The sequence below is a fragment of the Pseudonocardia acidicola genome, from assembly GCF_012911935.1.
Lineage (GTDB): Bacteria > Actinomycetota > Actinomycetes > Mycobacteriales > Pseudonocardiaceae > Pseudonocardia > Pseudonocardia acidicola.
Genome location: NZ_JAAXLA010000059.1, coordinates 24,048 through 43,481, shown reverse-complemented (window position 1 = coordinate 43,481; position 19,434 = coordinate 24,048). Strand labels below are relative to the sequence as shown.

General features: G+C 69.1%; 17 protein-coding genes. 5 read left to right on the top strand and 12 right to left on the bottom strand.

Annotation, left to right across the window (positions count from 1 at the left end; all coding sequences use genetic code 11):
- On the top strand, positions 1-426 hold a 426-nt coding region (locus tag HF526_RS25190), incomplete at its 5' end, for a YeeE/YedE family protein (RefSeq protein WP_169384045.1).
- Positions 426-842, top strand: a complete 417-nt coding sequence (locus HF526_RS25185; protein ID WP_169384044.1) for a YeeE/YedE thiosulfate transporter family protein — start codon at positions 426-428, stop codon at positions 840-842. The genes HF526_RS25190 and HF526_RS25185, both read left to right, overlap by 1 nt.
- Positions 843-1,373: 531 nt before the next feature.
- Here HF526_RS25185 and HF526_RS25180 read toward each other — a convergent pair.
- The 8 genes from HF526_RS25180 to HF526_RS25145 all read right to left on the bottom strand — a co-directional run bounded on the left by HF526_RS25180 (position 1,374) and on the right by HF526_RS25145 (position 10,722).
- A complete protein-coding gene (locus HF526_RS25180; RefSeq protein WP_169384043.1) occupies positions 1,374-1,985 on the bottom strand; it encodes a GTP-binding protein in 612 nt (203 codons plus the stop codon).
- A complete protein-coding gene (locus HF526_RS25175; RefSeq protein WP_169384042.1) occupies positions 1,966-2,334 on the bottom strand; it encodes a DUF742 domain-containing protein in 369 nt (122 codons plus the stop codon). Before HF526_RS25175 ends, HF526_RS25180 begins: the two co-directional genes overlap by 20 nt.
- Positions 2,331-2,762, bottom strand: coding sequence for a roadblock/LC7 domain-containing protein (locus HF526_RS25170; RefSeq protein ID WP_169384041.1), 432 nt, complete (start codon positions 2,760-2,762; stop codon positions 2,331-2,333). The genes HF526_RS25175 and HF526_RS25170 overlap by 4 nt, the downstream gene beginning before the upstream one ends.
- Before the next feature lie 40 nt (positions 2,763-2,802).
- A complete protein-coding gene (locus tag HF526_RS25165) occupies positions 2,803-5,202 on the bottom strand; it encodes a nitrate- and nitrite sensing domain-containing protein (RefSeq protein ID WP_169384040.1) in 2,400 nt (799 codons plus the stop codon).
- 510 nt (positions 5,203-5,712) lie between these two features.
- The gene (locus HF526_RS25160) at positions 5,713-6,480 is read right to left on the bottom strand and encodes an SDR family oxidoreductase (RefSeq protein ID WP_169384039.1); all 768 of its coding nucleotides are present in this window, start codon (positions 6,478-6,480) and stop codon (positions 5,713-5,715) included.
- Between the two features lie 11 nt (positions 6,481-6,491).
- Entirely contained in the window at positions 6,492-7,853 is a 1,362-nt protein-coding gene (locus HF526_RS25155) for a dihydrolipoyl dehydrogenase family protein (RefSeq protein WP_169384038.1), read from the bottom strand.
- Positions 7,850-8,029, bottom strand: a complete 180-nt coding sequence (locus HF526_RS34760) for a hypothetical protein (RefSeq protein ID WP_211177778.1) — start codon at positions 8,027-8,029, stop codon at positions 7,850-7,852. The genes HF526_RS25155 and HF526_RS34760 overlap by 4 nt, the downstream gene beginning before the upstream one ends.
- Before the next feature lie 1,445 nt (positions 8,030-9,474).
- Positions 9,475-10,722, bottom strand: a complete 1,248-nt coding sequence (locus tag HF526_RS25145) for a PucR family transcriptional regulator (RefSeq protein WP_169384037.1) — start codon at positions 10,720-10,722, stop codon at positions 9,475-9,477.
- A gap of 214 nt (positions 10,723-10,936) precedes the next feature.
- Here HF526_RS25145 and HF526_RS25140 point away from each other — a divergent pair, with 214 nt between their 5' ends.
- The 3 genes from HF526_RS25140 to HF526_RS25130 all read left to right on the top strand — a co-directional run bounded on the left by HF526_RS25140 (position 10,937) and on the right by HF526_RS25130 (position 15,697).
- Positions 10,937-12,373, top strand: a complete 1,437-nt coding sequence (locus HF526_RS25140; RefSeq protein WP_169384036.1) for a class I adenylate-forming enzyme family protein — start codon at positions 10,937-10,939, stop codon at positions 12,371-12,373.
- 88 nt (positions 12,374-12,461) lie between these two features.
- Entirely contained in the window at positions 12,462-14,285 is a 1,824-nt protein-coding gene (locus HF526_RS25135; RefSeq protein WP_169384035.1) for a DUF3556 domain-containing protein, read from the top strand.
- Entirely contained in the window at positions 14,282-15,697 is a 1,416-nt protein-coding gene (locus HF526_RS25130) for an FAD-dependent oxidoreductase (RefSeq protein WP_169384013.1), read from the top strand. The genes HF526_RS25135 and HF526_RS25130 overlap by 4 nt, the downstream gene beginning before the upstream one ends.
- 193 nt (positions 15,698-15,890) lie before the next feature.
- On the opposite strand, the gene HF526_RS25125 is transcribed toward HF526_RS25130, so the two are convergent.
- From HF526_RS25125 to HF526_RS25110, 4 genes are all read right to left on the bottom strand, one after another.
- On the bottom strand, positions 15,891-16,883 hold the full coding sequence (locus HF526_RS25125) for an NAD(P)/FAD-dependent oxidoreductase (RefSeq protein ID WP_169384034.1): 993 nt from the start codon (positions 16,881-16,883) through the stop codon (positions 15,891-15,893).
- Between the two features lie 20 nt (positions 16,884-16,903).
- Positions 16,904-17,224 carry a ferredoxin gene (fdxA, locus tag HF526_RS25120; RefSeq protein ID WP_169384033.1) on the bottom strand — a complete coding sequence of 107 codons (321 nt, stop codon included), beginning with the start codon at positions 17,222-17,224 and terminating at the stop codon, positions 16,904-16,906.
- A gap of 69 nt (positions 17,225-17,293) precedes the next feature.
- Positions 17,294-18,286, bottom strand: coding sequence for a R2-like ligand-binding oxidase (locus tag HF526_RS25115; protein ID WP_169384032.1), 993 nt, complete (start codon positions 18,284-18,286; stop codon positions 17,294-17,296).
- A gap of 33 nt (positions 18,287-18,319) precedes the next feature.
- A complete protein-coding gene (locus tag HF526_RS25110; RefSeq protein WP_169384031.1) occupies positions 18,320-19,426 on the bottom strand; it encodes an NDMA-dependent alcohol dehydrogenase in 1,107 nt (368 codons plus the stop codon).
- Positions 19,427-19,434 lie beyond the last annotated feature (8 nt).

Sequence of the window (19,434 nt, the reverse complement as noted above, 5' to 3'; positions counted from 1 at the left end):
GGCCCCACCCCCCGGCACACCACGCTCGCAGACGCCCCGCCACCCAGCCAGGACGCCGAGCCACCGGCGGCTGGCACGGCCCCGGCCGCGAGCCACCGCCCGGCGCCTCTGATCACCCAGGCCGCCCTACTCCTGTCGATCTTCCTCGGTGGCTGGATAGCGGCGGTCACCGCCGGGCGGTTCCAGCTCCGGTTCGACATGGGCGCCGGCTTCCGCCAGATCGTCACCGCCTCCCCGACCACGATGATCGCCGTGCTGTTCGTCGGCGGCGTGCTCGTCGGCTTCGGCACCCGCCTCGCCGGGGGGTGCAGCTCCGGTCACGGGCTCAGCGGCTGCGGCCGGCTACGCCCGGTCAGCCTCGTCGCGACCGCCGTCTTCTTCGGCACCGCCGTCCTCGTGTCGTTCCTGCTGTGGAAGGTGATCTGATGCGCACCCGGGGCTCGATCCTCATCGCCAACATCATCGCCGGGCTGGCCCTCGGCTTCACCGTCACCAACATCGGATTCGGCGACTACACCGAACTGAACCGCATGTTCACCTTCCAGGACCTGCGCATGCTGCTGTCCTTCGCCGGGGCCGTTGCGATCATCGTGGTGGTCTTCGCCCTACTGCGGGTCCGCCGGACACCGGGGCGCATCCACGCCGGCGTCATCCCCGGCGCGATCCTGTTCGGCACGGGCTGGGCGATCTCGGGCGGCTGCCCGGCGATCCCCATCATTCAGGTCGCCAGCGGGTACCTTCCCGCGCTCATCACGATCGTCGGCGTCGTCGTCGGCATCCGGCTCTGCCGCTGGGCCAACGGCAGGTACTTCCACCTCGACCGCGGCTCCTGCGGGCTGTAGCGGTCCAGGCAGCCGGTCCATTCCTCGGGCAACCGGTGCTTCGCCCTCGGCCACACTCGGATCACAGCGCGCCGGCGACCTCGTCGCCGGCGCGCCTGAGCAGTCCGCATGACGATCCGCAGCTGGGGCCCTCATCAATAGCGGCCTGCCAGACGGTGTCGGCGGCCGCTGTCGAGCAGCTGCGCCGCCCGTGCAGTGCCCTGCACCATGTCGGCGGTCGCCACCAGCACCCGCTCAACCCGTCCGCCCTGGGCCGGCTCGGGGCGTGAACGTGCTGGGGGCCGGAGAGCCGCCGGTGCGGTAGGTGCGCGTCGTGACGCGACCGCCCCCTGGCACCTGCGACGAGCTCATCGCAGCCGAACCCGTTGCCGGCGGACGGATCCGGGGCCGGGCCTCACTTCTGCGGGGAGCACACAGCGTCATCGCAAACCGTGCCCACAGCATTACCCTCCGTGGCCCACCGGCTGAGCAGGAGCCGACGTGCGGAAGGCCGGCCTGGCGCCTACCCCGGTTCGGCCGGACGAGCCGATGTCAGGAGAACACCGCCGAGGGGCCCGCATTGGGCGTCTGCAATCGGAGAAGATACTCGAGCAATGTTGCCAGAACCTGTTTACTGCGCTCGCGCTGGCGGGCATCGAAGAGTGCGATCGGGACACCGTCGTCGAGGTCCAACGCTTCCCGAACCTCCTCGAGTTCATACATGGGAGCGTTGTGGAAGCAGTTCACCGCCACGATGAACGGCATGTTCCGCCGCTCGAAGAAGTCCAGCGCGGCGAAGCAGTTGTCGAGCTTTCTGGTGTCGGCAAGGACGACCGCACCGAGCGCCCCGCGTGCGAGTTCGTCCCACATGAACCAGAAGCGTTGCTGGCCCGGCGTTCCGAAGAGGTAGAGGACGAGTTGCGGATTGATGGTGATCCGGCCGAAGTCGATGGCCACTGTCGTGGTTGTCTTGCTCTCCACTCCTGACAGATCGTCCACATCGGTGCTCAACTCGCTGAGGAGCTCTTCCGTGCGCAAGGGCCGGATCTCACTGACGGAGCCCACCATCGTGGTCTTGCCGACACCGAAACCTCCTGCGATGAGGATTTTCACCGCGGAGGCCAAGGCCGGCGACGGTCCGCGATCAGATCCTGCGAATGCCATCAAGGACCGCCTGGAGTAGTTCTGGGCTCGGAAGATCTGAAGTAGTCGGCGGGGAACGGAAAATCACGTACCCGCGCTCGATCAAATCGCTGAGTATCACTTTGACCACCATGAGCGGAAGATCCATCATCGCGGCGACTTCCGCCACCGACGACGGATGCTGACAGAGACGTAAGATCTCGGCGTATTCGGGGCCCAGCCTCTCGCCCAGCTCTTCTGCCACAGCTACCACGAGCGTGATCATTTCCAGATCGTTGCGGGCCGGACGGCTCCTACCACCAGCTAGGAAATACGGCCTGACGAGCGGGCCCGCTTCCTCGTCGTACCAGGACCCGTCCTCCTCTTTCATATCGTGTCGCTGCCCCGACCGACAGGTGAACCGGTGAACCGCGGCGTGGTGGACATCTTCCCGCCGATCCTCTTGACTATTCTGTTCATCTCGTAGGCGACCAGCCCCAAGTCGGCGTCGCTGGCAGCGAGGGCCGCAAGGCAGGCCCCCTGACCTGCAGCCATGACGAACAGAAAGGCATTGTCCATCTCGACGAGCGTCTGCCGGACCCGCCCACCCTGGAAATGCTGGGCGGTGCCACGTGAGAGGCTCTGGAACGCGGACCCCACTGCCGAGAGATGCTCGCCGTCCTCCTCTGACAAGCTGCTCGATCTCCCGATCAGCAGCCCATCGGAGGAGAGCACCACGGCACGATCGATACCGACCACTCTTTCAACGAAGTCGTCGAGCAGCCAACTCAGATCCGCGCTGTTCGTCTTCTGTTCCACTGTAGATCCTCGCCTTCGGTTTCCTGGCCACGACCGCAGTTCACGGCTCTGATGGGTCGGCGGCGGCACGGCCACGTCGAGTGCCCAACTGGAAGGCCGCCATCATGCTCTGGGCCTGCCTGGCGCTGGTGTCGGAATCATCGGAGAACTCGTCGCTGATCGCCGGCTCCGGCTCGCGATGCAGTTGTGGCGCCAGATGCGTCTGTCGTCGACGTTTCGGCAGCGGAGGTCGCTCGTCCCTCAGCCGCATCGTCCCCGCGATCATCGGCGCCGGCTCCGTTTCGGGGCGCCGCAGTACGTGGTCGCCCGACGGCAACTCAACCCAGTGCCGATTCCGTGACGTCGGCTCGCTCGTCGCCTTCTCGGGAGGCGGCATCGGAGCACTCATCGGCAGTGAGGTGCGCAGTGGCAGGCCCTGTGCCACGGGGGGCCGATCCGCTCGCGCGGGCCGGGCCGCGGGCGGGGAAATGTCCGGCACCTGGGAACGGACCTGCATCTGGAGCGGGAATTCGGCCGTGGCGAACAGATCGGGACGATCCTCCGTACCGGCTCCCTCGAACGTGGTCAGACTGATCGGGATCAGCACGACAGCCCGGACACCCCCGTAGGACGACTCCGTCAGGCTGACCCTGACGTCGTGTTTGCGGGCCAGCCTCGCAACCACGAAGTAGCCGATTCGCAGATCCTCGGTCAGCGCCATGACACCGAAGTCGGGCGGGTCTCGGAACATCGCGTTGTAGCTGTCGCGATCGTGGACCCCCATGCCGATCCCCTGGTCCTCCACCTCCACCACGACGCCCCTGCCCACCGGGTTGCCGTGCACGTCGATCCGGGAGCCCTGGGGGGAGAACTGAATGGCGTTGTCGATGAGCTCAGCCAGTAGATGCACCAGGTCGGCCACTGCGCGCCCGGCCACCAGCACAGGGGGAAAGCGCCCGACCGTCACCCTCTTGTACTGCTCCGTCTCGGAGATGGCGCTGCGGACGACGTCGATCAGAGGTACGGAGTTGCGCCACTGCCGGCCCAGCTGACCACCACCGAGGATGATCAGGTTCTCGGCATTGCGCCGCTCCCGTGTGCTCAGGTGATCCAGCTGGAACAGCAGCGCGACCTGGGCAGGGTCATCTGTTGCGCGCTCTGCTCTGTCGAGCACCTGCAACTGACGCTGCACGACAGCCTGACTGCGGCGCGCGATGTTCAAGAACACCGCGTTGGCGCCCTCCCGCAGCTGGACCTCCTGGACCGCAGCGGAGACTGCCGCCTGCTGCGCCGTGCTGAAGGCGGCGGCGACCTCACCGATCTCGTCGGGCCCGTAGTCGAGTTCGGGAACCTCCATGGCGACATCGATCTTCTCGCCCCGGCGAATCCGTTCCACGACGCCGAACAGTCGCTCATCGGCCTCGAGCATGCCGGCCCGCAGCCGCCGAAGCCGCCGGACCAGGTCGTTGCCCATCCGAACGGCCACGATGAGCACGATGATCGCCAGCAGGATGCTCGCGGCCGCCGTTGCCACGGAACGAGTCACAGCCTTGTCGGCCGCCTGCTTCTCCGAGGCGGCCGCGCTGGTCCCGAGATCGCCCAAGCCCATGCTGCTCAGGGCCGTGGCGCTGCTCCGCGCCGCATCCTGCCATTCCTGCACACTCACGGGCAGCTCCTGCACCTGCGCGTTCCTCGCACGAGGGTCGGCGAAGCCGTGCTGGACGAGTGCGTCCTCCACACCTGAGAGCCGGTCCCAGGCCGGGGAGGAACGCAGCTGCTCGAGCTTGCGCTGCTCCTGTGGAGGCAGGCGGGGCGCGATGGCGTCCAGCTCGGCACGGTATGCCTGGGTCAGGGAGTCGTACTGCGCCAACTCCGCCGGGGTCATGCCGCCACCCCCGTACCCGGCGGCGGCGAGCGAGTTGCTGCGATCCAGCCAGTCCGACACCCGCATCAGGTCGGACGCCGTCGAACGCTGCAGGGCTGTCTCCTTGTCCGTCGAGTCCTGCCCGATCGCGTCCGCGGCGACGATCATGGCATCCGCCACCTGGTTGTAGGCGTCGTACACCTGCAGCCTGGACGCTTGACCGTTGTCGATCAGCTGGCGAACCGCGAGCACGCGCGGCATCGTCGCCACGAACCGGCCGATGGCCTCCTTCGCGCTCGCCGGCATCGCATCCGCGACGCGCGAAGAAGTGGCGCCGAACCGGGCCATCAACCCGTCCATACCCTGCCGTGCTCGATCGAGAGCGGCCCGATTCTGCGGAGACGGGTCGGTGGCCGTCGCGAGGCTCGCGCGGCGCTCCTCGCTCATGGCCGGCATGAACGGCACCGCCATGCTGTAGCCATCGGCGAGCAAGCCGGCGGTACTGCGCTGCTTCAACGCTCCGACGAGCAGGTAGGTGTTGATGCCGATGCTGGCCGCGAGGAGCACGACACTCGGGATCAGCGCGACGGCGAGCACGCGGGTTCTCAGGGAAGTACGGAACTTCGATCCGCGAGAACCAGTCATACAGCTTCGCTCTGTGCGTATCGTGCCACGTCGAATCCTTCCGGCGGAGTCGCTCATGCTTCGTTCGGGGGATCTCGCGCATCCGGGCGCTGGCGAATGGCGGACAGGCTACACGACCGGGTGAACACGCGGCCCACGGACGGCTCAGTCGGGCTCGTCCGGATGCGTTGCCCTCCAAGGGCTCCGGACCCACTGCAGCCGACCTGCGCCGACGGCACGGCTCCCCTCCCCGCCCCTCGTGCCGACGTCCAGGTAGTGCATTCCGAGTCCGACAGCGATGGTGCGCGGGCGGGCGGCGTCCGGATTCACGTCGTAGACGATGCAGTCGTCGCCGTCTTCATCAGCCGGCGCACCAGGTTCGCGCCCATTCGACCCCGCCCCACCATGCCGAGTTGCGTCGCCTTCCTCCCTGACCTTCCACGGTGATCGCTGCTGCGTGCGCAACGGGCGCAGTGGTGGACCTCACGCCTGCCCGGCGACGAGCTGCTGCCCACCGTCGACGTCGTAGGTCGCGCCCGTGAGCGCCGTGTTCACCATGACGTGCACGGCGAGCGCAGCGATGTCGGCCGGTCCGACGACGCGCCGGATCGGGAGCGTTGCGCGCAGCTGCGCACGCCGCGCTTCGAGCTGGTCGCCGAGGAGCGAGGCCGACAGCGGCGTGTCGACGAAGCCCGGGGCGATGAGGTTCACGCGCACCGGCGCGAGCTCGAGGGCCAGGCCGGCGATGAGGGCGGGCAGCGCGGCGGTGACCGCCGACGCGAGCGCCAGCCCGACAGCCGTGCGGCGGGCGCCGGTACCGCCCATGAACAGGAGCGTTCCCCCGGGCCGGACCTTGTCGGCGGCATTGCGCGCGATGTGCAGGGGCAGCAACAGGTGTCCGTCGAGCGACCGGCGCGCCTGCTCGAAGTCCACCTCGGCCAGCGGCGCGTAGTACGGGCTGCCGGCGGTGACCATCACGTGGTCGATCGGCGTCGGCAGGTTCTGGAAGAACTGCTCGAGGCGAGCCGTGTCCGTGGCGTCGAAGGCCACGCTGCTCAGCGCCCCGAGCTCGCGCGCGGCGTGCTCGAGGCGGTCGGGAGCGCGGGCCGTGAGGACGACGTCCGCCCCCTCGGCCCGCGCCTGCCGGGCGGTCTCGAGGCCGATGCCGGCGCTGCCGCCGATCACGACGACGGTCTGCCCGAGCAGCGTGGGCTCGCGCTGGGTGGGCGATACGACCGTTGCGCTGGTCATGGTTCCTCCGGTCATGGTGAGACCGCCCCGACGCGCTCGCGCGCGGGCGTGACCTGGGTGTGGAGGGCTTTGAGCGCGGCCACGTAGATCTCGGAGAAGGTGGGGAAGGGCTGGATGGTGTCGCGCAGCACCTCGAGCGGCACCCGGGCCCGGATGGCCAGCGTCGCCTGCTGCAGCCACTCGCCGGCCTCTGGCCCGAGCGCGTACGCGCCGGTCAGCCGCTCGCCGTCGCTCAGGAGGGTCAGGAAGCCGTTGGAGTCGGCGTAGGCGCGTGTGTAGGTGGCTGTCTTGGCCACCTCGGACACGGGCGTGGTGGCGCTGAAGCGGGCCTGTGTGGCGCCCACCGCGGCCGCCTGTGGGTCGGTGTAGACGACGTCCGGCACGGCCTCGTAGTTGGCTTCGCGTGGTTCGCCGAGGATGTTCGCGGCGACGACCTCGCCCTGGTACTTGCCGACGTGAGTCAGCAGTCGCACGCCGGTGACGTCGCCGATGGCCCACAGCCGCTCATCGGCACGCAAACGCGCATCGACCGGGATGCCGTGCTCGTCCGCCTCGACACCGACCGTCTCCAGGCCCAGCCCGCCGGTGCGTGGGCGCCGGCCGGTGGCGAGGAGCAGGTGGTCGCCGCGCAGCTCGCGACCGCTGTCGAGGACGAGAACGTAGTCGTCGCCGTCGCGCCGCGCGGCGGTCGCGTGGACACCGAGGACGATCTCGATGCCGTCGCGGCGGAGGACGTCGCCGAGCGCCTCGCCCAGCGGGGCGGGTTCGCGGGCCAGCACATGCCCGGCGCCCTCGACGAGCGCCACCTCGCCGCCCAGGCGGCGCACGGCCTGCGCCATCTCGGCGCCGACCGGACCGCCGCCGAGTATCAGCAGGCGTCGCGGGACGGCCTTCATGCCGGTCACCCCGCGGTTGGTCCAGACGCCCTCGAGCTCGTGCAGGCCCGCGATGGGCGGCACGATCGGATCCGAACCGGTCGCCAGGACGACATGCCCCGCGGTGTGGCGGACGCCCTCGACCTCGACCACTCCCCTTCCGGCGAGCCGGCCGTTTCCGCGCAGCAGGTCGATGCCCTTGCCCGCCAGCCAGCGCTCCTGGCCGGCGTCGGAGTGGTCCGAGACCATGAAGTCACGCCAGGCCAGCGCCGCCCCGGCGTCGACCTGCGCGCTGGCGGCCGCCTCGCGCGCCTGGTGCGCCGCCTCGCCGGGGCGCAGCAGCGTCTTGGACGGAATGCACGCCCAGTACGAGCACTCGCCCCCGACCAGCTCGCGCTCGACCAGGGCGACGCGCAGACCGCCGTCGGCCAGCTCACCGGCGCAGTGCTCGCCCGGGGACCCGCCGCCCAGGACGATGACGTCGTACTCGGGGCTCATGGGCTCGCCCCCGGAACGACCGGGCCCGCGCGTCCGGCCTGCTCGCGCGCCATGAACTGCGCGTACCAGTCCGGCCAGTCCGGATCCGCATGCCCGAGCTGCTCCTCATACCGGCCGTGCGCAGCCTCCGCCCGCCGCAGAGCGGCGGCCAGATCCGCCGCGGATTCGAAGGTCACGTGCATCTGGGGTACCTCCTCCTGCGAGGAACTGCCGGCCCGGCCATCGCCGGGTCCGGGCCGGGTCATCGGCCCGGGGGTCGCGTGGTGATCTCCTGAAGCGGCCAGCCGTTGCTCTGGTGGTCCGGGAACGGCCATGGACCCGCCCCCCGGTCCCGGCATGGTGGAACACCCCGCCCACGTCGTGGAACACCTCGCCCACCTCCGCCCCGCAGTCGGTGAACCCGGCCCGGACGTCGTCGATGTCGGACACCACCAGGTGCAGGGCTTGTGCCGAGCCGGGCGTGGCCGAGGTGGCCCCGGTGCCGGAGATGACCGGGCACGCCGATCCCGGAGGCGTCACCTGCACCACCCGGAACGCCGCACCCGCGGCGAAGTCGGCACCCTGCCGCCACCCCGGCGCTGTGGAGAAGTCCTGGGCACGAGCGACGTCGGAGACGGGCATCACCACAACCTCGAGCCTCATGCCCACGGCTCTGCTCCTCCCCTTCGGATATCAGCGGCCGTGTCTCCGGGGCTGGCTGTGCCCCACACTCGCGCTAGTCGTCGTCGAAGTCCAGGAGTGCACACCGATTGCCCCGATGAAATCGGGTGATCAGCACCGGCAGCGTCACGGAGTTCGTCAGCCCGAGGAAAGATCCGGCCGCCCGCACCACGTCGTCAGCGCAGCACCGAACTGTTCCCTCGCAGCCCATGCCGGACGCCTCGCGCACGACGCTGCCGTGCCGCCCGGTGCCGGACGTGGCGCCGGCGATCGCAATGATCGCGGCACCGCCGTAGCTCGGCGTAGAACGAGTCGAACACGTCCCCATCGAGCGCCCCGACCTTCACCTTCCCACTCAACGGCCGGACGTGTATGTCCGCCCATCCCTGGTATGTCGTGACCGTGTTCAGCTGCAGGTCGACGACCCCAGGAGCTTGTCGAGCATCTGATCGACCGTCGCGTTCGTCCGCGGGTCGCGCCGCTCGGGAGCGGATCAGTGCTGCCACGAGCGCATCGACGGACGGGCCCTCCGTGTCACGACCAGCGACGTACAACCCGTTCGTGTCGGGCGCCCGAGCGGCCCGAACTCGGTCGGCGCGGAGTTGATGCTCACACCTGGTGGGCCGCAGGGGATCGAACCCCGAACCCGCGGATTGAAGGCAGGCACGAAGTCTCCAGCTACGGCCTCCAGCAGCGACAACAACCCAACCGCGACCCTCGACGGCCACCAGAAACCGCCCCCCTTGGACGGAGTTCGCGTCCCGGACCCCGTCACGGAGGCAGCTCAACCCAGTGACCGAAGCCGCTCACGATCTTGCTGAAATCACCTCGCTGTGCGCGTATCGGCCTCGCGATCACTCGTTTGACGGTTCGGTACTGGACCGCCGGTCGAGACCTGCACCGGTGGTCGGTGCATCGGCACACCCGCGATCGACACCGGGCGCGGAACGTACCCGGTCCGTCAGGTCGTGCCCACCTGTCCGGCAGGCGGGTTGATCCACCGCCCGAGAAGCTCGCACGCCAGGAGCGCCACCTCTACGTCGAGCCGCCCGTCGCTGAGCGCTCGACCGCGGATTTCTTCCGCCTTGCGGACGCGGTAGTGCACCGTGTTCTTGTGCAGGTGCATCTGCGTTGCGGCCTCGGTGTAGCTGCCCCCTGCCTGTAGGAAGGTGCGAACGGTCTCGCGGAGCCGGGCGGCAGCCGGGTCGTCGGCGGCGAGGTCGCCGAGCACCCGACGGACCCAGTTCCGCAGCTCGACGGTGTGGTCGGTGAGCAGCGCCGCGACGGCGATGTCGTCGAACAGGACAACCCGGCGGTCGTCGACGGGGGCGGCCTCGACAACGGTGCGGGCGCGATGGGCCTCTCGGAACGTGGCACGGAACCCGGCCAGCCCGACTCCGGGCGCACCGAGTGTGATGCGCAGGTCGGGCAGCTCGGCCAGCCCGACCCGCAGCCGATCGATGTCGGGCACCGGAGGGGTGGGCGCGCTGACCCACGCCCACATCGTGCGGTCGTCGGCGAGCATGGTCGTCGGTGTTCGTGCAGCGCTCTCCTGCAGCAGCCGACTCGCAACCTGGAGCCCGCGGGCTGGATCGGGCGCATCGGGCCCGGCCCACACGATCGCAGCCTGGTGCCACCCGTCCATCGGCACGTCGACGATGTCCTGGGCGGACCGGGTGGTCAGGTTCTCGTTCTCCAGCACGATACGCAATTGCGCCGCACGGGCAGCGCCGGTGCGGCTGTCCCACCGCCGCCGCTCGGACTCGTAGATGTCGATGAGACCCTCGATGACCTGGTCGATGTAGCGGTTGACGCGCTCGGCGAGAGCGGCAGTGGCGGCGAGCGCCTCGACGGTCGCCAGACCGAGCCCGCCGATACATTGCAGCGCCCACTGGACGAAGCGGTGCTCGCCCAGGCGGTAGGCGCGCAGCAGGGCCTCGAGCGACAAGTCGCGCTGGGCGAAGCGGCGGGCGTACTCGGCGGCGGCCGGCGGCACCGTGATGCGATCGAGCGGGATGTTGTGCGCCAGTATGTCCACGATCGCGACGAGATTCGACGACGTGCTGGCGACCATCAAGCGTCGCACGGTGTCGTCGTGCCGAAACTCGGGAATGACTTCCACGAACCAGTCGGCCATCTCAGTGGTGAGCTCGGGGAGGTCCACATCGATGCGCCGCGCGACCTCTGCGACGACGGCGTCCACAGACATGGCGGCACCCTACTGGTCGCCTGACCTGCCGTGATGCCGCTCCGATGACCCGTTCGAGGGTCGGATCCGACGCACTGCGTGACCACGGGCGCCTTGTTGTGCTGCGGTCACAAGGCAGCACCAGGACTTCGTGACTCAGTCCTATGGTCCCGCTCACAGCACGGCCGTAGCTTTCCCCGTCACATCGACCGATGAGGTGCGGAGAACAGTGGACATGGCGGATCTGCCCGAGGCGCGAGCACTCCGGAATCCGTCCGGCGGGTGCCTCGCCGATGATCGTGAGTCCCCCGGCAACTCCGCTTTCCGGGACCGTGTTCGGGCAGCGGCGGTTCTGCGATCGCGCGGGATCGGTGCGGGCGATGTCGTCGCGGTGATCCTGGCAAACCGGGTCGACCTCGTGGTGACGCCCTTCGCGGCCTGGCGGCTCGGCGCGGCGGTGATCCCGGTGATCCCGGCGCTGACCGAGTCGGAGATCGGACACCAGATCATCGGCTCCGGGGCGTCGGTCGTGGTCGGGGACGCTTCGGTGTCACCCGCGGTCACGCTGGACGCGGCGGACCTCGCGAGCGGAACTGCCGGAGCGGACGAACCGGCCGCCCGCCCGGACGGCCTCGCGCTGATCATCTACGCCAGCGGCACCACCGACCGCCCCAAGGGCGTGATGCTCGACCACGCCAACGTCGCCGCCATGCGTCGGATGATCATCGACGGCATCGGCCTCGACGAGACCGACCACAGCCTGTTGATCCTCCCGATGTTCCACGTCAACGGGATCGTCGTCGGCATCCTGTCGCCGCTGCTGGCCGGCGGGCAGGCGACCATCAGCGGCCGGTTCCGGGCCGACACGTTCTTCCCCGAGGTGGAGCGCGTGCGGCCCACCTACTTCTCCGCGGTCCCCGCGGCCTACGCCATGCTGGTCGCGCTGCCCGCCGGCGTCGGCCCGGACACCTCGTCGCTGCGCCGAGTGATCTGCGGCGCGGCACCGATGCCGGCCGAACTGATCGCCCGCTTCGAGCAGCGCTACGACGTCCCGATCATCGAGGGCTACGGACTGTCCGAGGGCATGTGCGCCTCGACGCTAAACCCGGTCGACGGGCCGCGCAGACCCGGCACGGTGGGGCTGCCGATCCCCGGCCAGCAGGTCGCGCTGATGTCCTCGGACGGCCGTCTCGTCACCGACGGCCCGGATGAGGTCGTCGTCCGCGGACCGAACGTGATGCGCGGCAATCCGAACCGTCCCGGCGAGACCGCGCGCACGATTGTCGACGACTGGTCGCACACCGGTGACGTCGGGCGGTTCGACAAGGACGGCTACCTCGCCCTGGTCGACCGGATCAAGGACATGATCATCAGGGGCGGGGAGAACCTCTACCCCGAGGAGATCGAGAACACCCTGCACTGCCATCCCGCAGTGGTGGAGCTGGCAGACGTCGGGGCACCGGATCCGGTGCTCGGTGAGGTGCCGGTGGTTCACGTCGCACTCGACCCGGGCGCCACCGCCACCGTGGAGGAACTGCTCGAGCACTGCCGGGGCTTGCTCGCCCGGATCAAGCTCCCGACGCGCATCGACATCATCGACGCGCTACCCAAGAACGCCGTCGGGAAGATCGACAAGCTGGCCCTGCGCGGAGCACCGGAACCGGCCCGGTAATCCCAGCAAACACCCACGGTCCGCATCCGACGCGAGTGCGGGCCGGGACCTCGTGCGCCCGGAACAGCCTGAACAGGAAGGACGAACGATGGGGTTCAAAACAGGCGATTTCCCACCCGTGGATCTCGAGACATTCCTCGACAAACCACTGTTGGAACGCACCAAGGCGCTCGCCCTGCACTGGGTGGAGTACGGCTTCGGCTCGCCGAAGATGATCCCGACGACCTACGTCGTGAAGGTACTCGTCCTCTACATCATCGGCGGCACGGCCCTGGCGACCTGGACGTCGGGCACCGGGCCGTTCTGGGACGTCGCGAGCTGGTGGAACGAGCCCATCGTCTACCAGAAGCTGGTGCTGTGGACGGTCTTCCTGGAGGCGTTCGGCCTCGCCGGGTCCTGGGGTCCGATCGCCGGCAAGTTCAAGCCGATGACCGGCGGCATCCTGTTCTGGGCTCGCCCCGGCACGATCCGGCTCCGGCCGTGGCGCCGGGTGCCGTTCAGCAACGGTGACCGGCGCACCGTCGCCGACGTGGTGCTCTACCTCGGGCTGCTCGTGACCCTGCTGGTCGCGATCGTGCTGCCGGGTGTCCCGAGTGCCACGTTGTCCGCGGCGCGGACCGATAACACCACCGGCCTGGTGAACCCGACGCTGCTGATCGCGCCGATGGTGCTGCTGGTCCTGTGCGGGCTGCGCGACAAGACGATCTTCCTGGCTGCCCGCGCCGAGCAGTACCTGCCCGCGATGGTCTTCTTCACCTTCCTGCCGTTCATCGACATGATCATCGCGCTGAAGTTGCTCATCGCGACCGTGTGGGTCTGCGCAGGGGTGTCGAAGTTCGGGCTGCACTTCTCCAACGTCGTCGCCCCGATGGTGTCCAACAGCCCCTGCATCCCGTCGAAGTGGTTCAAGCGGGCCCAGTACCGCGACTTCCCGCGCGACATCCGGCCGTCGAAGGTCGCGAGCACCCTGGCGCACGTGGGCGGTACCGTCGTCGAGATCGTGACCCCGCTGGTGCTGCTGTTCTCCACCAACCTCTACCTGACCGCCGCCGCTGTCGCGCTCATGGTGCTGTTCCACCTGTTCATCACTTCGACGTTCCCGCTCGCGGTACCGCTGGAGTGGAACGTCCTCTTCGCCTTCGCCTCGGTGTTCCTGTTCCTCGGCTTCCCGGCGTGGACGGGCTACGGCGTCGGCGACATGTCCTCTCCGTGGCTGACGGTGGGGATCGTCGCGTGCCTGGTGTTCTTCCCGGTGCTGGGCAACCTGCGCCCCGATCTGGTGTCGTTTCTGCCCTCGATGCGCCAGTACGCCGGCAACTGGGCCTCAGCGCTGTGGGCGTTCGCCCCGGGCGCGGAGGCCAAGCTCAATGCGGTGACCCGGCCGACCACGAACCAGGTCGACCAGCTGCAGGCCATGGGCTACCCGTTTCCGGTCGCCGAGATCACGATGCAGCAGACCATCGCCTGGCGCTCGATGCACAGCCAGGGCCGCGGCCTGTTCTCGGTGCTGATCAACACGATCCCCGAACTGGACCGGTGGACCGTCCGCGAGGCCGAGTTCGGTTGCAACTCGGTGATCGGATTCAACTTCGGCGAAGGCCACCTGCACAACGAGGACCTCATCAACGCGCTCCAGAGCCGGTGCAGGTTCGAGCCCGGTGAGTTCGTGGTGGCCTGGGTGGAGTCGCAGGCGATCCACTCGAAGGTCCAGCACTACAAGGTCATCGACGCCGCCCTCGGTGTGATCGAGCGCGGTACCTGGAAGGTCTCCGACGCCGTCAACGAACAGCCATGGCTGCCCAACGGCCCGATCCCGACCGAGGTCTCCTGGTCCCTCGCCCGGGAACAGGCGGGGGCCGGAACCGCGGCGACCCCGCACCGGCGCGACGACGAGGTCGGGACGCCTGCGTGAGTACGGCAGTGGTGGTGGGCGGCGGGCCCAACGGGCTCGCCGCCGCCGCCCTCCTGGCCCGGGAGGGCGTGCAGGTCACCGTCCTCGAGGCCGCCGACGAGATCGGCGGGGGCACCCGCACCGCCGAGGCGATCGTGCCCGGCATGCTGCACGACCACTGCTCGGCCATCCACCCTATGGCCGTCGGCTCGGCCTTCCTGAAGAGTCTCGGTCTCGGTCAGCACGGCCTGGAGTGGCGGTGGCCCGAGATCGACTGCGTGCACCCCCTCGACGGCGGGGACGCCGGGGTCCTGCACCGCTCCGTGGCCGAGACCGCCGCCGGGCTCGGCGCGGACGGCGCGCGGTGGCGGGGGCTGTTCGCCGGGCCTGCCGCAGCGTACGACGAGCTGGCCGAGGACATCATGGGCCCGCTCGTGCGGGTCCCCCACCATCCGCTGCGCCTGGCGAGGTTCGGCGTCCCGACGGTGCTGCCGGCCACGGTGCTCGCCCGCGCGTTCGCCGGTGAGCCGGCGCGGGCGCTGTTCGGCGGAGTGGCAGCGCACGCCTTCCGCCCGTTGCACCGCCCGATGTCCTCCGCGATCGGGCTGGGAATCCTGACCGCCGGGCACCGGTACGGGTGGCCGGTGGCCGCCGGTGGGTCGCGTGCGATCACCGACGCGCTGGCCGCAGTGCTCGTGGACCTCGGCGGGAAGATCGAGACCGGGATTCGGGTACAGGCGGCATCGGAGCTCCCTGCCACCGATGTCACGATCTTCGACCTCGCTCCCGGCGCCGTCGTCGACATCCTCGGCGACCGGCTGTCGCCGCGGATCACCCGGGCCTACCGACGGTTCCGGCACGGCCCCGGTGCCTTCAAGGTCGACTTCGCGGTCGAGGACGGGGTGCCTTGGACTGCCGTGCCGGCCCGGCGGGCCGGCACGGTGCATCTCGGCGGGGCCTTTGCCGAGATCGCCGCCACCGAGCGGGACGTCAACGCCGGGCGGATGCCGGAGCGGCCGTTCGTGCTGGTCGCACAGCAGTACCTGGCAGACCCGCAGCGCTCGGTCGGGAACGTGCACCCGCTGTGGGCCTACGCCCACGTCCCGCACGGGTACACCGGCGACGCCACCGAGGCGATCATCGCGCAGATCGAGCGATTCGCCCCGGGTTTCCGGGACCGGATCGTCGGGACCGCGGCGCGCACGACCGCCGGCTTCGCGGCCTACAACGCGAACTACGTGGGCGGGGACATCATGACCGGGGCCAAGACCATTCCACAGCTCGTGTTCGGTCCCCGCGCGACCCTGGACCCCTACAGTGTCGGTGTGCCGGGCACGTACATCTGCTCGGCGGCGACCCCGCCCGGCCCGGGCGCACACGGTATGTGCGGGGCGAACGCCGCCGCCTCCGCGCTGCGCCACCTCCGCCGCTGAGCCGTCCCAGCGCCACGATCGGCGCGGCGGCCGGGTGGATGCCCGGCCGTCGCGCTCACCACTCGTACCCGGCCCGCCAGGCTGCTGCACGGCGGGCAGACGAGCGAGGCCAGATCCGACAGGCGCGCGGCGAGACTCACCAGATCGACGAGACCTGGACATCAGGATTCGGCCGCCCCGTACCGCACGTCGGTCAGACCGCTACAGGGACGACGTCGCTCGAGTGCCCGGGCGCGAGCGGCGCGTCGGGATTGAGCTCGACGGCGGCGTTGTTCACCGCCGTCGCCACCTCGCCGAATCCCACGGCGATCAGCTTCACCTTGCCGGGATATGTCGTGACGTCCCCGGCCGCGTAAATGCCGGGAAGATTGGTGCGCATGCTGGTGTCGACCCGGATCGAGCGACCGTCGAGTTCCAGGCCCCAGTCCTTGATCGGCCCGAGGTTCATCAGGAAGCCCAGAGCGGCGACGACCACCTGCGCGGGCAGCACCTCCGGCTCCTGGCCCTTCACCTGAACTTCGATGGAGTTGACCACCCCGTTGCCGCGCACGGCGTTCACGGTGGCATCGAGCACCAGGCGGCACTCGCTCGCCCGCAGTTGCTGCACAGAGTGTTCGTGCGCCCGGAACTGCTGCCGCCGGTGTACGAGGGTGACCGATTTGGCCCGAGGCAACGCCGCGAGCGCCCAATCGACGGCGGAGTCCCCGCCGCCGACCACCACCACGTCCTTGCTGTCGAGCACGTCGAGTTGCGGAACGAAGTAGCGCAGTCCCTTGTCGAGGAAGTGCTCGGCCGAGCACGGGAGCGGCCGAGGTGTCACGGTGCCGACCCCGCTGGTGATGACGATCGCGCCTGCGCGGATGCATCGACCAGCGGCGGTCCGCACCGTCCACCGCTCGTCGCCGCGCTCGAGCTCGGTGGCCTGCTCACCCAGGATGTAGGCGGGGTCGAACTGCGCCGCCTGGCGGACGAGGTTGTCGACCAGTGCCTGTCCCTGCACGGCAGGCAGCCCGGCCACGTCGTAGATCTTCTTCTCGGGGTATATAGCACTGATCTGGCCCCCGAGCTGGGGCTGCGCATCGAGGACCGCGACACGGAGTCCGCGGAAGCCGGCATAGTAGGCGCCGTACAGGCCGGCCGGACCGGCACCGATCAGCAGCAGGTCGACGTCGATGTCATCGGGCATGGCGGCGCCTCCTCGGCGAGTCAGTCGTCGTTCTTCTCGAACCCGGCGACGAAGTCGGTGTCCGGCAGTACGTCGTCCACGTTGAACGAACCGCCGGGTGACCCCAGTTCGCCGAACATCGTCTTCGCCGACACCTGGAACGGCTTCCACCTGTCGGTGACGTGCTGGGCCGACACGATGGCCTCGACGGGACACACCGGTTCGCAGGCCGCGCAGTCGATGCACTCGGTGGGGTGGATGTACATCATTCGTTCGCCCTCGTAGATGCAGTCCACGGGGCATTCCTCGATGCACGACTTGTCCTTGACGTCGACGCAGGACTCGCCGATCACGAAAGCCACGATCTACTCCTCGGTTGAATGCGAAGGACGGGCGGACGCCTCAGGCGCCCGCCCGTCCGGTGGGACGCCTCAGGCGCTGGCGCCGGCCAGGGAGAGCTTGATCTTCTGCTCGTCCTCGTCGCCGAAGCGGTCCTCCATGTCCATCGGCGAGTAGTCCTCGTCGATCTCGTAGACGTCGCGCCCACGCGCGCTCTCGACGGACTCCAACCGCCGGTTGACCTTGTCCAGTGCGTATTCGCTTACGTCATCGATAGAGATACCGAACGGCACCGGCCGGCCGTTCTGCTCGAACTGGTCGAACAGCGCCACGATGAACTGCAGAGCCGTCGGCAGCAGCTCCTGCATCCGCTCGTCGACGACCTCCCAGTTCTTGTCGTCCGCGGCGACGTGGCGTCGGCAGGTGAAGGTTCCCCACGCCATGTGGCGGCGCTCGTCGTCGCCGATCAGCTTCACCAGCTGCTGCATGCCGGGCAGGATGTTCCGGCTCGCACACACCTTGGCCCACAGGTAGTAGCCGGTGAGCGCCAGGGTCCCCTCGACCACGTGGTTGTAGGTCACCGAAGCCCGGATCTGGTTGGCCGGGGTCGGCTCCTCGAGCAGGGCGAACAACGACTTCGGCAGCTCCTGCTTGAAGATCGTGTCGTACGCCGGGCTGTACTCGACGTAGTTGTGCAGGTCCGCCGTCTGTCCGACGGCGTCGAACCAGAGGCGGAAGGCCTGCATGTGCTTGGCCTCCTCGAAGATGAACTGGGTGAGGTAGGCCTCGTCGGCCAGCCGGCCCTCGGCGGCCATGGCGTGGGCGAAGGGCTGCATGTCCTGCGTGACCGACTCCTCACCGGCCAGAAACTGCGACGCGAGCACGAGAGTCATGTGCTTCTCGTCGTCGTTCATGGCCTCGAAGTCGGCCTTGTCCTTCGAGAAGTCGATGTCCTCGGGGTTCCAGAACTTCTTGTTGCCCTTGCGGAACAGGCGCATCGGGAACGACTCCATGCGGAGCCCGTTGTGGGACAGGCTGCCCCAACCCGTGCGCTTGTTGTGTTCGATGATTCGGTCGATCGCCATGGCTGTCTCCTTCGTCGCAGTGGTGGGGCGTGCTCAGAAACGGATGAGGCCGCGGACGTTGCGCCCGGCGCGCATGTCGTCGTAGCCCTCGTTGACCTCTTCGAGGTGGTACTCCCGCGTGATCAGCTCGTCGAGCTTGAGCTGGCCGGAGTTGTACAGCTCGAGCAACCGCGGGATGTCGTGCTGGGCGTTCGACGAGCCGTACAAGGCACCACGAATCTGCTTCTCGTAGAGCGTCATCTCGAGCAGGGAGCCGGTGAGGGTCTGCTCCTCGGGGTGGCCGATCGCAGTGATCACGACCCGCCCCCGCTTGCCGACCAGCGCGAGTGCGGGGGCGGTGTAGGCACCCTCAGCGACACCAGTGGTCACGATGCAGGCGTCGGCGAGCCGGCCGCGGGTGAGCTCGCTGACGATCTCCCATGCCGCGTCGGCCGACTCCGCGACGTGGGTGGCTCCGAACTCGCGTGCCCGCTCGCGCTTGTACTCCACCGGGTCGACGGCGACGATGCAGCGCGCTCCGGCGATCCGCGCGCCCTGGATGGCGTTCATGCCGATGCCGCCGGCGCCGAGCACGACGACCGTGTCGCCGGCCTGCACCTCGGCGGTCCGGACGCTGCTCCCGAAACCGGTCGTGACACCGCAGCCGATGAGTGCGGCCTTGTCCAGGGCGGTGCCCTCGTCCACCTTCACGACGGAGGCGACGGGCACCACCGTGTACTCGGAGAACGTCCCGAGGAGGCACATCTGCCCGACATCCTCGCCACGGGCGTGGAACCGGTGCGTCCCGTCGAGCTGCGGTCCCATCATTACCGCAGCACCGAGCTCACATAGGTTGGTCATGCCGCGGGCGCAATAGGAGCACCGTCCACACGCGGGCAGGAAGGTCAGGACGACCGGGTCGTCCTCTGCGAGGTCCTCCACCCCCGGCCCGACCTCGACGATCGTCCCGGCGCCCTCGTGTCCGCCGACCACCGGCAGTGGGAACGGCAGGTCGCCGGTCACGAGATGCTCGTCGGAATGGCACAGTCCGCTGGCGGTCAGTTTGACCATGACCTCGCCAGGCCCGGGTGGGTCAAGATCGATTTCCTCGACCTCCCACTTCTGGCCAAGTCCCCACAGAACGGCGGCCTTGGTCTTCATGTGTCAAC

Excerpts from the sequence above, each read along its gene's own strand:
- HF526_RS25185 (WP_169384044.1), top strand. The coding sequence starts at position 426 with ATGCGCACCCGGGGCTCGATCCTCATCGCCAACATCATCGCCGGGCTG.
- HF526_RS25180 (WP_169384043.1), bottom strand. The coding sequence starts at position 1,985 with ATGGCATTCGCAGGATCTGATCGCGGACCGTCGCCGGCCTTGGCCTCC.
- HF526_RS25175 (WP_169384042.1), bottom strand. The coding sequence starts at position 2,334 with ATGAAAGAGGAGGACGGGTCCTGGTACGACGAGGAAGCGGGCCCGCTC.
- HF526_RS25160 (WP_169384039.1), bottom strand. The coding sequence starts at position 6,480 with ATGACCAGCGCAACGGTCGTATCGCCCACCCAGCGCGAGCCCACGCTG.
- HF526_RS25155 (WP_169384038.1), bottom strand. The coding sequence starts at position 7,853 with ATGAGCCCCGAGTACGACGTCATCGTCCTGGGCGGCGGGTCCCCGGGC.
- HF526_RS25145 (WP_169384037.1), bottom strand. The coding sequence starts at position 10,722 with ATGTCTGTGGACGCCGTCGTCGCAGAGGTCGCGCGGCGCATCGATGTG.
- HF526_RS25140 (WP_169384036.1), top strand. The coding sequence starts at position 10,937 with ATGGCGGATCTGCCCGAGGCGCGAGCACTCCGGAATCCGTCCGGCGGG.
- HF526_RS25135 (WP_169384035.1), top strand. The coding sequence starts at position 12,462 with ATGGGGTTCAAAACAGGCGATTTCCCACCCGTGGATCTCGAGACATTC.
- HF526_RS25125 (WP_169384034.1), bottom strand. The coding sequence starts at position 16,883 with ATGCCCGATGACATCGACGTCGACCTGCTGCTGATCGGTGCCGGTCCG.
- HF526_RS25115 (WP_169384032.1), bottom strand. The coding sequence starts at position 18,286 with ATGGCGATCGACCGAATCATCGAACACAACAAGCGCACGGGTTGGGGC.
- HF526_RS25110 (WP_169384031.1), bottom strand. The coding sequence starts at position 19,426 with ATGAAGACCAAGGCCGCCGTTCTGTGGGGACTTGGCCAGAAGTGGGAG.